General features: G+C 28.8%; 11 protein-coding genes. 4 read left to right on the top strand and 7 right to left on the bottom strand.

The genetic code is table 11. The features are described from left to right. Positions 1 to 547: N-6 DNA methylase (locus WFK35_RS11300; protein ID WP_336732715.1), on the top strand; the 547-nt coding region annotated here is incomplete at its 5' end. Positions 548 to 1,140: 593 nt separating this feature from the next. On the opposite strand, the gene WFK35_RS11305 is transcribed toward WFK35_RS11300, so the two are convergent. Together WFK35_RS11305 and WFK35_RS11310 are read right to left on the bottom strand one after the other, a co-directional pair. After that, positions 1,141 to 3,228, bottom strand: coding sequence for a hypothetical protein (locus WFK35_RS11305; protein ID WP_336732716.1), 2,088 nt, complete (start codon positions 3,226 to 3,228; stop codon positions 1,141 to 1,143). Then, a complete protein-coding gene (locus WFK35_RS11310) occupies positions 3,218 to 4,396 on the bottom strand; it encodes a hypothetical protein (RefSeq protein ID WP_336732717.1) in 1,179 nt (392 codons plus the stop codon). Before WFK35_RS11310 ends, WFK35_RS11305 begins: the two co-directional genes overlap by 11 nt. A gap of 63 nt (positions 4,397 to 4,459) precedes the next feature. Between WFK35_RS11310 and WFK35_RS11315 the strand changes: the two genes are divergently transcribed. Continuing rightward, on the top strand, positions 4,460 to 5,218 hold the full coding sequence (locus tag WFK35_RS11315) for an HNH endonuclease (protein ID WP_336732718.1): 759 nt from the start codon (positions 4,460 to 4,462) through the stop codon (positions 5,216 to 5,218). A gap of 708 nt (positions 5,219 to 5,926) precedes the next feature. On the opposite strand, the gene WFK35_RS11320 is transcribed toward WFK35_RS11315, so the two are convergent. Beyond that, entirely contained in the window at positions 5,927 to 7,672 is a 1,746-nt protein-coding gene (locus WFK35_RS11320) for a DUF4403 family protein (RefSeq protein ID WP_336732719.1), read from the bottom strand. A 259-nt stretch (positions 7,673 to 7,931) separates the two neighbouring features. On the opposite strand from WFK35_RS11320, the gene WFK35_RS11325 reads away from it, so the two are divergent. After that, entirely contained in the window at positions 7,932 to 8,363 is a 432-nt protein-coding gene (locus tag WFK35_RS11325) for an AAA family ATPase (RefSeq protein WP_336732720.1), read from the top strand. Positions 8,364 to 8,956: 593 nt separating this feature from the next. Here the strand turns inward: WFK35_RS11325 and WFK35_RS11330 are convergent. The 4 genes from WFK35_RS11330 to WFK35_RS11345 form a co-directional block, all read right to left on the bottom strand. Beyond that, positions 8,957 to 9,643: a hypothetical protein gene (locus WFK35_RS11330; protein ID WP_336732721.1), complete on the bottom strand. Its 687-nt coding sequence runs from the start codon at positions 9,641 to 9,643 to the stop codon at positions 8,957 to 8,959. A gap of 152 nt (positions 9,644 to 9,795) precedes the next feature. Next, positions 9,796 to 11,223, bottom strand: coding sequence for a potassium channel family protein (locus tag WFK35_RS11335; protein WP_336732722.1), 1,428 nt, complete (start codon positions 11,221 to 11,223; stop codon positions 9,796 to 9,798). Between the two features lie 21 nt (positions 11,224 to 11,244). Beyond that, positions 11,245 to 12,909, bottom strand: a complete 1,665-nt coding sequence (locus WFK35_RS11340) for a DUF262 domain-containing protein (protein ID WP_336732723.1) — start codon at positions 12,907 to 12,909, stop codon at positions 11,245 to 11,247. A gap of 28 nt (positions 12,910 to 12,937) precedes the next feature. Beyond that, complete coding sequence (locus tag WFK35_RS11345) at positions 12,938 to 13,483, bottom strand: hypothetical protein (protein ID WP_336732724.1); 546 nt, start codon at positions 13,481 to 13,483, stop codon at positions 12,938 to 12,940. Positions 13,484 to 13,814: 331 nt separating this feature from the next. On the opposite strand from WFK35_RS11345, the gene WFK35_RS11350 reads away from it, so the two are divergent. Then, on the top strand, positions 13,815 to 16,513 hold a 2,699-nt coding region (locus WFK35_RS11350), incomplete at its 3' end, for an Eco57I restriction-modification methylase domain-containing protein (RefSeq protein WP_336732725.1).

Consider the following 16,513-nt stretch of genomic DNA (forward strand, 5'->3'; position numbering starts at 1 on the left):
AGGAAAAGCCGCAGTTGTTTTGCCGGATAATGTTTTGTTTGAAGGAGGAGCAGGTGAAACGGTCCGTAAAAAACTAATGGAAACAACCGATTTGCATACCATTTTACGTTTGCCAACGGGTATTTTCTATGCCAATGGTGTAAAAGCGAATGTTCTATTCTTTGACGGAAAACCATCAAGCAAAAAATCTTGGACTAAAGAAGTTTGGGTATATGATTACAGAACCAATATTCATCATACCTTAAAGAAAAACCCTTTGAAGTTACAGGATTTACAGGAGTTTATTGATTTGTATCAGGAAGGAAATACAGGCAAAAGAAAAGAAACCTATCACGCAGAAAGCAATCCGGAAGGAAGATGGAGAAAGTTTACGTATGAAGAAATTTTGGCAAGAGATAAAACGAGTTTAGATATCACTTGGCTGAAAGACCAATCTCTAGCAGATTTAGACAACTTACCTGAACCGGATGAAATAGCTGTGGATATTGTAGAAAACATAGAATCTGCACTGGAGAGTTTCAGGACAATTGTAAATTCATTGAAATAAAAACGCTTAAATTCTAAAAAAAGATAATTTAGATATAGCTTTTTATTATAATTATTTAATTATCATAAATATACAAAAAAGAGAAGTGTTCGAAAAAACTCAAAATCTGACAATTCCGTTAAGATTTCTAAGATAAGGCTTATAAGCAACATAAATATGTTTGTAAAATTACAGCCGAACAAAGTCGCTGATCTGGCGACTTTGTCGTTATGCCTCCTCATGTAAAGTATACTGATAGGCTGTTATTAATAAAAGTAGTCGGGATCAAATTAGGCTAGGTAGCTTTATTTTAAACCATAATAAACTTGCAAATTATGTGCAAATAAAAAAGAGTTACAACTTAAAAACGTTGTAACTCTCTGATTTTTATTGTGGTCCCACCTGGGCTCGAACCAGGGACCACCTGATTATGAGTCATTGCAGGATTTTCGTAACCCACTGTATATCAAGGGGACGAAAAAGGGGACATTTTATTTTGTTTGATGATTTATGATGTTCTGCGACCATCTACTAAAAAAGTCTTGCAACAAATCTTGCAACAAATTCATATATATTTACAATTGGATTTATATATTCATTTGCTAAAAAATGTATTAAATATTTTCTTCCCTATCAATTTCTTGCTGTATCCTAAACATTTCGGATCTCAAATATTTTAATTTTTCTTTGTTACCGAACCTTTCAGAATACATCTCAATTAATTTTTTTTGTAAAATTGGCTCATCAACAAGGTTTATAATCTTTAAGAAATCAGAAGATTGAAATTCTTCCGTTACTTCTTTTCCATTAAGATAATTAATTGTTTTGTTTATTCTTTCAATAGCAAAATCTCCTATTAATCCGTTATCTATGAAAAAAGAGTCTAATAGAAGATTTGAAATATTGGCTGCAAATGTGTTTCGTACCTTAAAATCTACACTTTCTCCATCTTCCAAAAATAAAACATTCTGTTTTGGAATATCAGATAAAATAAATGGCGAATGAGTCAAAAATATTATATTTAATCTATTTGAATAGGCATGCCTCAAAACACTAATACTTTGAAGAAGGTCTTTTATAAATGATTTTTGAAATTGTGGATGAAAATAGAGTTCAATCTCATCAAAAACAATGTTTATGTTATTATAACTAACTATATTTTCATACAAATCCTCGCCGGTTCTTCGAGAGATAGAAAATAAATTTCGTAAATGATACACAACTGAATTAATGCTGAAAATTTTTTGTTTTTCCCCTGAACTCAGGTTAGAAAATGTATGCTGTGAATTTGGATCAGACGTAAAAAGGAAGTCAACTTCAAAGAAAGATGGCAGAGACTCATTTACAGAGAATTCATATCCAGAAATTATTTTCCCATCTTTATCCTTAATGGTGTCTTTTATTAAATTAAAATCACTAACCAACTTAGAGTATAATAAATCTATTTCAAAAATTTCATCTAAATCTTCCTTGTTTAAATAACCTGAAATAATAAAATATAATGCCTGTCTAAGCTTGAATGTATTGTGGCTTGTATCGCCTGCCAAGAGATAAAGATAATCCATTAAATCTGGAAGTAGAAGAATTTCTTTACCAATAGAAGAAGTTTTACTCTCAAATAAGTACCTAAATTTCTTATAAAGCGGATACTTTGTAATTTTATAGATCTTCGTCAGGATATATTCTATAGTATATTCATAGAAATCATTATTTTTATTAGCAATTAGATTTTCATCAAAAAAGTATTTAATTATAATTTTCAATATTTCCTCTTTTTCGTAGTCTGAATTTGAAAATGTACTTTCTAATCTTCCGTTAGAATCAATTTTAAACTTAGAATAATCAAACTTAATTAAAACATTTAAAATAGATTTCTTTTCAGTAATCTTTCTAAGTTCTTTTTCAAACAAAATATTTACTAAAAATCTAGATTTTGTAAGACTTTTTTCAGAATTTACATCTATATTCCCATCATAACGATATGGATTAATTACTACCGGCAATTGGTATCCATCATTTTTATGAAAAATACCTTGTATCCACTCACCAATCTCCGCATTATTGAAGCTATAAAATGAATAGTTAATTATCATCGAGTAAAAAAAATCCTCTAAAAATCCCTCACTATAATTTGAGTTCTTAATTTGTTCATGATTAATTGTTTTTGACTTTTCGTAAGTATATCCTTTCTTAAGATAATCCGTAAAAGTAAAATCCTGCCCGTCTAAAACTATTTTACGAATCATCGATAACTTGGGATTGACAGCCTGTCTTATTATATTATTTGAATCAGTATAGAATGTGTCAAACTTAGATAAATAATAAAATTCTACTCTCAAACCAGATAAATCTTTTCTCAGACTTTCATTAAACTTTCCCTCTTTTTCTGGATCATCATAAATTTCATCTGAACTCACAAAATCTTCTCTTAAAATAAGTGAAATTTTCATTATTGATTTAATCAAAAGTTCAATAAGCGCACTTTTTCCGCTACCATTTTTGCCTACTACGGCACTGATTGTAATATTTTGGTCTTCATTTAAGTTAAACAAATTTTCCGGTACATTTAGCTTTTCCGTTATGAATTCATCATTGTAGGAAAAGTCATAATCATTATAAAACTTATATAAATGTCCCGCCCTAAGGTTCTTCAGACCTTCACATTTTTTAAGAGGCCTAATTGCTAATATTTTAAAATTCATCTTTCGTTTTTAAACTTCCTGTATTTAATGCTATATCTTTCGTAAACTTTGATAAAGGTCTTTTGTGAAACATTTTTTCATCATAAAAATTCCCATATGCAATTTGATAAGCTTCACTAAGTGTCAATTTTGCATCAGGAAAAGTTTTTTTAAGAATGTCAATATATTTATCATTGGAAATATGCCTTTTCTTAAGTATTTCTTGAGCTAAATCTTTATGTTCATTAATAAGCAATTCTTCTTCAAAAACAATCAAATTATTTGTTATTTGTTTTTCCAAATCTGGATTAGATTCTACTTTATTATCAATTATAATTTGAAGATCCTTATTTTGACCTATTGCACCTAAATAGCTGTTTGGTATATAGTTATAAGCGAACAATTGTGAACTTGGGACATTTTCATAAGGCGATAGATTTTCTTTATGCGAAAAATCTTGGTCATGTTTACAATCACTATTACATATTTTACAACAAGGTATAAGATTAAAAAAATTTAAGCTCAATAAAGGATGTTTTTTTTGTGATAAAAAATGATCTAATTGAGGACGAGTGATTTTTTCCGTACCACTTGTTAAACTAAAAATATACTGTTTATTACAATAACAGCAAACGTTAATGTCTAATCCTAACGTAAGCTTATAAGCACTCCATTCTTTATCTGGTGTTAAAGATACAAACCAATTATAATCAAATAATTTATTTTGTAAAAAATCTATTGGCTTATATCTCCTTACTAGAGATTGATAATAATAATTATATGAGTCTTTTCTTATTGTCAAATCAAGTTGTAGCAAATTATGTTTAAAATTCTTCGTACTTTTTAAATTTTCTAGAACCGAAATAATAATGTCAAAATCTTTTTTTTTAACCTTTAGACGATCATCGTATTTCAATATATTGTACTTTTTCTCTGAAAATTGATATGGCCTTTTGAAAATAATATTAATATAAGATTCATATTGTTTATGATGTAATATTGTTGGAGATTTAATTTTTTTTTCTATCTGTTTTGCAGTAATTTTCTTTCCGTTAATTTCCTTTAATACTTGGAATAGATGTATATAAAAATTAATACGTTTTTCAATGTTTTTAAAAATATAAGAATTGTGTTGTGTTTTTAATTGTTGAATTCTTTCTTCAGATACACATTGTCTGATGCTAATCATAGTTTATATTATTAGTTTAACCAAATTTAGTTAAATTAGATAAATTGATTAAAAAAATAAAATATGAACTGTATATTTTGTAATAATGAAAATGAAGCAACTTCTGTAGAACACATAATTCCCGAATCGTTTGGAAATAAAAAATATTTAATGACTAGAAGCTCTGTATGTGACTCTTGCAATGCAAAATTTTCAAAGTTCGAAAGAAAAGCATTATCTAACTCTGTTTTCGTGTTCGAAAGAGCGAGATTAGGAATCAAATCAAAAAAGGGAAAAAATGTCAAGGGCAAAGTAGAAGACTTAGAAGTAGAAGGTAATAAAGAGTTTAAAAAACAATTAATAACCGTCAAGGGATTAGATTCTAAATCAGTGGAAAATTACGACAAAGAAAATGGGACATTGCAGATGATTGTTAGTAGTTTTGATAAAAGTGAAGAGGCAGGCGCTAAACTCATTTTAAAAATGGGAATTGAAGCTCTTTATACTTCCGACTTTAACTTATATAATAATTTAGATATAAACGAAGCTAGAGATTATTTATTGGCTAAGAACACTAAAGATTGGCCGGTAATTATTTCAGATTATGAACCTTCTAAATTTAAGAGTATTCCTAAAATGGGCGTCAAATATGAGTTAGGAATTAAACAAATAAAATTAGAATATCTTCAATTAAATGAAAATGTACTTCTGATTCGATTTACATTTGGGGGCGTTACTATGATGGTAAATATTTTGAATAGAGATACAAACTGGATTACGGAATTCAAAACAAATGATTCTTTGACCCAGATTTACCCTAAGCACTATAGAGATAAAATATAAATTTCATCTACAAAAACATTAACATCTATGTTAAATCTAGGACACTGAACTTTAGTTTATTGTTGATAGTCTCTATACGATTTAATATTAAAAAATAGTAGAAGAATAAACAACCCCATTAAGGCAAAACACATAATTTTACCAGAATCTAATACTGATTCAATTGAGAAAATTTCATGTTTGATTTCTTTATGGTTTAAATTTAAATAGTCAAAAAGTTTATATTAAAATTCCAATGAGCGATAATGTTCTCATAGTTTCTCTTTAATTCTAGTGTCCCCTGTTATTTTTAAATTCTTTCTCACACTTTAACTAAAAGAACTCTTTCTTTTCGGTATTACATTGAAACTTGATGCCTTTCTGGTAATCCTAAATATAATCAAAAATTTCCATTGCATTCCATCCACTTTCCATCAATGGCATTCTGAAACTCTCAGCATCGCCTATAGCTACTGACAAGAATATTGAAAATTGTTGAAGCCATTTTATGGTTTTACATAATTTATATAATTTCTCTGAAAAAAAATTAAAAGAGTCATTTTATGCTCTTGAAATATTATTAAATTAAAAAAAGTGTCAAACAACACTTTTTTTTAAGATGAATTATTAATTATTGTTCTAAATTGTATGTAAAAATTAATTGCTAAATTTATATCTCAGATTATTATAACATTTGTTTTGTCTTAACAAAATACGTCTTGTAAATTATTAATTTTCGATAAATTTTGTTTTACCTGATAAATTAATTTTTACTAGTACAAACTTTTCAAAAGGAATTACATCTGTTATGTTTAAATTTTCAGTAACCCCCTGAATTTCTCCAAAAGGAGTATTGATTTTCATTAACTTATTTAGCATTTTTGAGGCTTTAAGAATATCTTCGGATCTATTTTTATTACTCTCTTTTTCTGCTTCTTGTTTAATTTTTTTTTTGATTAGCGGCTTAGCTAAATTAATGAGAAGATTTGAACTTCTCACTTTAATTTTGGAAACCGATAATTTAATTGATGTATCCTGCTGAACTGAATAAATTTTAGATTCTATACTGATTCTACCGATTTTCTTTCCATTTCTCCGCTTAAGTAAATCTGCAAAAACAGCAATATTGCCATTACGTTCTGAAAAAGATGCTTCAGGGTTTGCGACTAAATACTTTTTCAGAATGAATTTATTCTTATTACCTTCGTTAAAATCATCAATATATGGTCTTGACTCAGTTGCTATAAATGAATAATCAAGAAATACTGGTAATGAGATATTTATTTTACTACTCTCTTTAATCTCAGTAGAAAATTGAACAATGGTATCTTTATCTGGAAGTTCTACTGAATATTCCTGAAAAGTTATAAAGGGTTGAAATGTAATGCCCATTTTTAAATTTAATACATTATTTTGATCTAATTGCATTCCATTAATTTGAGAAACGAAAATCCCTGTTATATTGGGATAAAATTTACCTACATTATAAACATTGATAGGTTTGTCAAATTGAGATATAAGCTCTTCAGCTTTCTCTCTTATATTTATTTCAGATGTATTTTTCTTTAATTCACTTTTTACTATTTCGTTTAACTTTTGATCTGTTATCTTACCAAAATATTCCAGAAGGTAATTACTAGGTTGGACTATCTTTGAACCGTTTTCAATTGTGTTTACTATAAAATCAGAACCTAAGGCTTTTACTATTGAAAATTCTGTTTTCGGATTAGATATTTCAATTGTACCATCTTTTTTTATTTCTACAAATCCTTCTTGGGCAATTTTGAACTTAAAAGGTGAGTTAAAATTTCCTTTTGGTTTAATATAACTTGGAAGACCATCCAGTTCAACATGAGTTCTGACTCCAACATCAAAAAATGTTACTATTTTATACTTATTTCCCTCGAATTGTACGCCAATATCATCAAGCTTTATATCGTAACTAAATTTACCCTTGATCGGAACAATACTTTGCTGAATTTGAATAAAGGGAACAGCTATATCTTTATAAACAGCTGCTACAGCTGGTATTCTAACTGTTATCTCTTCAATTGTTGTTTCTGTAATATCCTGAAATACATCTTTCCAGCATTTTTTCCATTTCCAAGGTTTTAAATAACACTTGTAAGCTTTTGTTCCAACTTTTACAGATCTTGTAAACGTTTTGGGGATTCTTTTAACTTCATTATATGCTTCTTTTGCAGGAGTCTCTAACACACGTTCAATTTTCTCAATAGTTATCGACTCATCTCCATGGAGCAAATAACCCAATTTAGGTGTTTCACCATCTAAAATATTTTTAGAGAATTCCTGCCGTAATAAATTTTCTATTTGTGATGATTTTATATTCAAATCTATAGAAGCGTAAGAAACGTTCTTGCTTGATGAAATATATTCATAAACATTATTCTCGAATTTTTGACTAAAGAAAATATTTGAAATTAATAAAATAAAAGACGTTAATTGTGTTTTCATTGTGATGTAGTTTTAGTTTTAGCTAAACTACTGTATGTGAGAGAATTAAACAATAACACTTTTGGGTTATTTTATCCATTGAAAGCTATGAACATTAAAAAATAATTTTGAGGAAGCTTCCAGCTAATTTGAATGAAATTAATAATAGTTAGTTATATAAATATTTCACTAATACATTAGCTGTTATATATTTCCGTAATTGTGAAACTTTTTATTTAATATATTTGAAATATAGGTAAATATACAAAACTAATAATCAATGGAAAAAGGATTTAAATTAATGGCTATAAGACCTCAGATTTATTGTAATAAGAAGTTTTTGAAGAATCTAAATTCAGGAACGATTTATAAATTTTTCGGTGATTACTCTTACTATGATATTAAAAATGAAGAAATCATAGATTCAATTAAGGAAATTCATACAGTTAAATATAATTCTGTTGGTCCAGATAATCTTTATAGCTCTAAAGATCATAATCTTAATATTAATGTTTCTGCTATTGTTGGAAAAAATGGTGCAGGGAAAAGCTCATTATTAGAACTATTGTATGTGGCATGCTATATTATTTCTGCCAAAGCAAAAATAATAACCGGTGTTGAAGCAATAAGAAATGCTATCGATAGCGACTATTATTTTAGTAAGTCTTCATTATTTAACTCTTCGATAATATCTTGGCATCATATCATTTAATATGTCAAGCAATACAATTTTATTATTTCATACTACTTAATAACATTTCCATTGCTAATCCCAATGATTTAGTCTATTAGTCCAAAATGATCAAGGTATTGCATCTTAATTCAAAAAAATACTTCTTCATGATTATCAGGTTCAAAATATTCTGGGAATATTGGTAATAAATATTCCCGAATTTCAATAATTTCTATCAGTGGAATATAATATGGTTGATAAAATGAATTGTCAGACTCACGTTTATAAATCTTTCTTTCTATTTTTAATATCCTGTATTATATATTGTTCAATGCTTATAAAGTTAAACCACTCTTTATAGAGTGGTTAAATTTTCTTATATTTTTGTCCGTACTTCTTCGGATTATAAAAGGTAATACTATATTGGATTTTTAGATTTCGATAGAATTTGACAAATTACTTTAAATGAAAAATTGTTAAATAAAATCATATGCAAGCATTATAATCCTTAAAAAAATAATAGTGAATATTTTGATTTTCGGCAATGAAAGTGAATATGCTACGAAAAAAATTAAACTATAAATTATATGCTTATTAAAGTAATGAAATTAGTACAAATTTCAATTTTTCACTTAATTAGATTTTTCAAGCTCAAAATCCAATTTTATATTGGTATGTTTGGACAACCAATCATCTATCGATTTTATTAAAATATTCTTATGATCAATAAATTCTTCTACAGTAATAATTGGTATAATTATTAAAAACTCCTCACTAGTTTTGCACTCATAGGTCATTTTCACATAATCATTACTTGTAAATTCCAATTCTTCTCCTAATGCTATTAAATCTAAGAATTTTAACTTATCTTTAATTTCAGAAGGTAGTAAGTAACTCCTCATAAAAACTTGTATTGGTTTTATAAAAGATGTATAATCCTCAGCATTAATCATAATTTTCTTAGGATACATTTCATTGAAAAGAGGGTCGTTTTTAAAATCTCCTTCAATATTTATGAAACGTAAAAAGAAATTAATTTGTTCTGTATGTATTGTTAAAGACTTACCTTTTAACACATCAATTAATTCGAACACTTTGTCAGTTTGTTTTTCAATTAACTTACTATCCATACCATATTTTTGATATAATGTTATAGCAATAATCATAGTTATTACAGTCGCAGTAGCACCAACTCCGGTAAAAGCAGTTGAAAGAATAGAATTGAAAGAATCTTTATCAGAGTTTAAAATGAAAGGAATAATAAATACTAATATGCAGCAAATACTACTCAGTGACAGCAGTTTTGTATTTTGTTTCATAGTTTTTAAATTTATATTTATACTCTTTTTAATCCTAAAATGGAAAAGGTGGGCAATTAAAATAGATCAGTTTGTTAAATAAATCAAAAGTGTCAGTTATCACCTTTTGATTTATTCTAAGGATAAAACTTATAAATTCAAAGCAATTCTAATTAATATTTGGATTTATTTGAATATCCAGCAACTAAAAGCCCCATGAAAAAAGCTCCGAGTAAAGCTTCTGATCCAACAATAATCTTATAAGAATTATTATTTAACGGTGTAATATCTCCAAATCCCAATGTAGTAAATGTTACGATTGACAAATAATAGGAATTAATCACATCGTATTGGAGTCTATTGATATTCGAAAAAAAATAAATCAATGCATAAAAAGTTAAAACAAAAAAAGAGGACAATATGATTCTGCCGGGTTTTTCCCCAAAACCCCATATAGTGTAAGATATCAAGTCAGCGATGAAATTGAACGTTTTTTGGATGATATTTTTAATTGATGAAACTGTATATCTCAGGTCTTTTGTTTTTAATAAGTATGAAAATAATCTAGATGACTTTAAATCTTCCCATTTATATTTCATTTCAAAAAAACGTTCATTGTAGTAGGCTTGACTAGCTTCTTTTCTGATCCCATTTGACTGATAAAGAATTCTAAATCTTTTGTTGTTTTCGGAAATGCTCTTATACGTTTCAGAAACTCCATGATGGAATTCTTCCATTGGTGGTATATAATCCAATTCTTCAACTTCAACACGGTTGAAGGAAAAACCTGAAACTGAACAATTCTCAATAATTATATTTGAAATGCCTGAGCTTTCAAAATAAGCTTTAAAAATTTCACATTGATAAAACTCCAAACCATAGCAACGTGTGTCGATAACTCTTAGGTTATCAAAAGAGCATTGATAAAATTTTGTAAAAGTGGCTTCTGCATTATTAATGGATATATTAGCACAGTGAGAGTAAAATATATCATTTTCCTTACTCCAACTCTCTTTTCCTTCGATCTTTAAAAAGTCCAAATTAGTAAAGTCAAGATTTCTATGGAGAAATTCAATCCAACCATTAATTTTAACTCCGCCTAATTTTAAACCTTGTGTTCCAGCAGATATTGACCAATTGCATGCATCAGGAACATCAGGTGCTGTTCCTTCAATATATCGGAAAGTATTCAAATCACCACTATATTTTGTTTTGATAGGTTTTTCGATTTTGTACTCTTTTTTTACCCACAAAAAATAGGGTGTAAATTTAAAATATTCATCTTCCTCATTGCTGTTTTGTAAATTTAAAATTTGTTTATTATGGTGCTTATCATAAATCGGTACAAAATAATAATTAATAAAACCGTCTTGTTGACTTTTAATACAATAGGTTTCTTTATTCCAATAAAAAAATTGACCGGGCTTATCAGTCTCGAGAATAAAACTGATAGTCAATCCGTTTGAATCAAGCCATTCATCAAAATGTGGTAATGTATTTCGGAAGCATTCAAATAATCTTTTAAGATCATTTTCTCGCCTCCATTTATTAAAGTCATCCGGATTCATTTCCCATAACTCAGAAGGTGTCGGGTACTTCATTTTTTAAAATATTGGAAATTCTTATTTTATAAGTTCACCTATCATTGTTTGCTGTCTTTCTGTTATGTGATCTGCAGTCCATTCTTTATACTTCGGAAATATTTTTCCACTTGGAAAAATATCTATTCTCCCGTTTAAGTATTTGCTTTTTTTCTCAGAAAAATCAAGATTACTTAACGAAGAGTTTTTTCTTTTACTTATTAATATAAGATTTCCAAGTTTATGAGTAAAATGAGTTCTGTCTTGATCAGTGAAATTCTTTTTCCAGTTACTATCGTCATTAGGGGACTGAGGCAGAATATGTTCAACACTGATTGTTTTGTAATTTGAAAGATGGAGGGTATTGTCTCCTAGCAAGAATTCATATTTTAAAAGAATATATCGAGCAAACCGTCTTCCATAAACATCTTCATTGAGAATTATTCTTAAACTTTCAGAATTTACCGAAAACAGTTTTGAACTAATTAATATTTCTTCAGGTGAGTCACTCAATTCTACCATTTTTAGGATCGCGTTCATACTGTCAATTCTCTGAGTTGGAGTAAACTGTAGTATCCAATCTGAACTAAATTTATAGTCTACTTTTTTTAAAAAGTCATATAATCTATTATTCCCGAATTTATTGAAATATAATAAAATAGTGGGAATCCAGTCACCTGATGGAAGACCTATATCCATAATTGTAAGCAAATTCTTATACTCATTGGATAAGCTATCTGAAGAATTTAATTTTATTATTGAGTCATATATATTTTTATAGTCATTAATTAGGTCGATCGTTTCTTTTCCTTTTTTTAACAATCCTTTTTTATAAATATTTTCTTCAAATTCATCAAGCAAATTTAGTCTAGCTTTTTCTTTAACAAGGATAGTTCTGATGAATGACAAAAATCTGTCGAAATCATCACCTAATTCACCTTCTATTTCTTCCCATTTTTTTGCATATTTTTCCCTTTCTTTTTCGTCGGTAATTTCACCGATATTAGTTGATTTTAGAATATCAGCACTTGTAAGAGGTATTCCACGATTATTGAGAATGGTAAACATTCTAAAAGCATCTTCACGATTTTCAGTAGAAACATAAATAAAAATAAGCTTTAAACCTAAAAATACCCCAAAGTCTTCAATTTCTTTTTCGGTTTTTTCTTTAAAAAAGGATTTCATTGTTTCAATGGCATTCGCCATGTGTGAAATAGATACATTTTTGCTATCAATAAGGTTTTTAATTTCCGATTTTATAGTGCCATCTTTTTCTAAAACATGTTTCTTAATAAAGGAATCAACATTGTCTCTTATTTTATATTCGATTCTTATTCTCTCGGGTATACCTTTATATTTGTTTTCCTTTTGAAAAATTCTGTCTTGACAAGCATCTTTTAAATCCTGATTGTTAGAAGCATCTCTTAGTACTGACATTAAAATGAAAAAAGTGGTTAATCTTTGTTGTCCGTCTAAAACTTCAAATTCATTGAATTTAGTTTCTGTTGTTTTCTTTAGAACCAACGATCCTAAAAAGTACTCACTCTCAGGTTTATTCAAAAATGCAAACCACAAGTCATCCAATAAGTCCTGTATGTTATCTGTATCCCATACATAAGATCTTTGGTACTCGGGAATTAGAAACCAGAAATCCGATAGTATAAAATTTAATTCTTTTTTCTCTGCAATAATTTTATTTTCTTTCATGATTAATTATGAGTATTAGTTTAATTTATTATATGTTTATTCGTTTCCACCCTTCTTCCTTATAAACAAGTCCCTCCCAAATAAAGTTATTTTCATATCCAAAGATAATTAAGAAACTTTCATTATCAGCAATTGCTTTTGATTGTCTATTTCCTCGAATAATTTCATGAAGATATTTTAGTTCTGCATAAGTATCTTTATTAGGATAAGACACTAAAACTTTAAGATCTGCATTTACAATCAGTAAGTGAGACACTTCTTGGTATAAAGCTCTGTTAAAATTATTCTCATGTTCAAAAGCAACACGTATGTCTCTAAACCAATAAGTTCCTTCTTTTATTTGAGGGACCAAGTCCTCTTTTTTATAAAGAATAGAATCTATAGAATAGTAGTCTCTAGAATAACAAAGTAAATTTAACTTTTTGCCAACCTCTTCAAGAAGACAGTTTTCATTACCTTTGATTAAAACGGTATATTCTTTGGGACTTCTCCAGTTTTCAAGTAAATGTTGTTTTCTATTTTCAACACAATCAATCCATGCATTGTAAAATTCGAATGCGGTTATTCTTTCCATTAAATATTTGCTAAAAAAATTATTTTAATTCATTATTTCACCATGATTCTCTATGGAAGGTTTAAAAGTAAACTTACAAAATTTTAAATTCTCAACTTTGTTTTTTTAAAGTTATTTATTAAAGATTCAGAAGCTTGTAACTTTTCAATATATGTATTGGAACTCACTGCAAAACATAAACAAATGTAAATAGTTTCAGGATCGGCTGTCTCTCTAATTTTATCCAGACTTGGAAAATATACGGGCATCCAAGATTAAAATGTAATTCTCTTATTAATGAAGGATTTTACTATCTTTATCAAAATAAAAACTAACATTTCTGAGCTCAAATATGAATCAACTTATTAACCATTTTTCAGTAAAAGAACTATCCGATTTTTTCAGGAATGCTATTCCTTCTTTTAAAATTGAAACAGAAGATTTAGATTACTATATAGAGGATAAAGATTTTCAACAATTTTCTGAACTAACTAGAATTGGAAATGTATCATTTAAAAATTCTGATGAACTCATTGTTTTTGCCTGTAGATATAATGGAATATTGTCGGAACGTTCTTCCAAGAAAAAACAATTTGAGATTGCAAAAATAGTTTTGAAAGAAGATTTTAAGGATGGGGCTATTTTTGTTTTTTATGATGAAGTTGGAAAGTTTAGATTTTCTTTTATTAGAAGAAATTGGGACGGAAAAGCTAGTGAAAAATATTCTTCTTGGAAACGCTTTACTTACTTTGTTACTCCTGAAGATACAAATAAGACTTTCAAACAAAGAATAGGAAATTGTACATTTAAAGATCTGGATAGTATTCAGGAAGCTTTTTCGGTTGAAAAACTGACAAAGGAATTCTACAATGATTTGTTTAAATGGTATCAGTGGACACTTACCCCAGAAGTGGGCATCACGTTTCCAAATAATACCACAACATCCGATGATGATCGCTTGAAGTTGGAAGAACAGATGATTAGGTTGATTACTCGATTACTATTTGTATGGTTTATCAAACAAAAACATTTGGTACCGGATGTATTATTTAAAACAGATAAATTATCCGAGATTTTAAAAGAATTTGATCCTAAAGATACTGCAGATGGAAGTTATTACAATGCTGTTTTACAAAACCTTTTCTTTGCGACCTTAAACAAAGCTGTTACAGAAAGAGAGTTTGCAAAGTTAGTGGATAAGAGGGATATTAAAACCAGGTATCGTTATGCAGAAATGTTTACAATCTCTGAAGAAGAAGTTCTGAATTTATTCCGTCCTATTCCGTTTTTGAACGGAGGACTCTTCGAGTGCCTGGATAAAGAAGAAAGCACAGACGGTATAAAATATCATTTAGATGGCTTTAGTAGAAGTGATAAGAGATTTCCAAATGGGAATTTCAAGCACCGGGCATTTATACCCAATGCTGTTTTCTTTGGTGATGATAAGAATGAGGGTTTAATTCCTCTATTAGAACGCTATAATTTTACTGTTGAAGAAAACGTGCCTAATGAAGTTCAGGTGGCATTAGATCCTGAATTATTAGGAAACGTCTTTGAAAACCTTTTGGGGGCTTTCAATCCTGAAACACAAGAATCTGCACGTAAACAATCCGGTAGTTTTTACACACCAAAAGAGATTGTAGCCTATATGGTGGATGAATCTTTAATAGCTTACTTAGATAGTTCACTTCCTGATATCGATGAAGATTTAATTCGTCAACTGTTTGAACAGGATACACTCCCTAAGTTTTTAGAAGTAGATCATACATTGTGTGAGAAAGTAGATGCAACATTACGCTCTGTGAAAATTCTTGATCCTGCCTGTGGTTCAGGTGCTTTTCCAATGGGAATACTGAATCGTATGGTAGAGATCTTGGAAAAATTAGATGCTAAAAATAAAGCTTCACATCACGATTTGAAACTTCATCTGATAGAAGAGTGTATTTATGGTGTCGATATACAAACCATCGCAGCACAAATCAGTAAGTTACGTTTCTTTATTTCATTGATCGTAGAACAAGAAGAAATGGACATCTCAAAGCCTGAGGAAAATTATGGAGTATTAACGTTACCGAATTTAGAAACAAAGTTTGTGGCTGCTAACACTTTAATTGGTATGAAAAAGAAGCCAGCCCAACTTACAATTTTCGATGTAACAGAAATTGCAGATAAAATTGAAGAAACAAAACAGGAATTATTAATCACACGGCAAAATCATTTTTATGCTAAATCTGCTTATAAGAAAAAAGAATTGCGAGAAAAGGATGCAGAGTTAAGAGTTGAGTTATCGAAATTAATTGAAGAAAGTGGAGAGTATACTCCCGAAGACACTTTACAATTTTCTCAATGGAATCCTTATGATCAAAATGCTAGTTCACCTTTTTTTGATGCGGAGTGGATGTTCAATATTAAAGATGGCTTTGATATCGTTATTGGGAATCCGCCCTACGTACAGCTCCAAAAAGAAAGTGGCAGGCTAGCTAAACTGTATCAAGATTGTGGTTATAAAACATTTGCAAAAACTGGAGATATTTATTCGTTGTTTTATGAGCGTGGTTGGCAACTGTTAAAAAATAAGGGATTACTGTGCTATATAACTTCTAACAAATGGATGAGAGCTGGATACGGTGAAAGCACTCGTGAGTTCTTTGCAACCAATACTAATCCTATATTGCTAATTGACTTTGCAGGACAAAAGATATTTGAGTCTGCTACAGTGGATACTAATATACTCTTGTTTTCTAAGGATAAAAATAGACAACAGACAAGAGCCTGTGTAATCAAAGAAAAGGTGTTAAATAATTTGAGCGTTTATTTTAGACAAAGTGCTACTAATTGTAATTTTTCTAAGAGTGAAAGTTGGGTAATCCTGACTGAAATTGAGCAGAGAATAAAAGCTAAAATTGAAGCCGTTGGGGTGCCACTAAAAAACTGGAACATTAATATTTATCGTGGGATATTGACGGGCTATAATGAGGCCTTCATTATTGATGGGAAGAAGAAAGATGAGTTAATCTCAGAAGATCCAAAATCTGCCGAAATCATACGACC

This window comes from Chryseobacterium sp. VD8 (assembly GCF_037149975.1).
Classification (GTDB): domain Bacteria; phylum Bacteroidota; class Bacteroidia; order Flavobacteriales; family Weeksellaceae; genus Chryseobacterium; species Chryseobacterium indicum.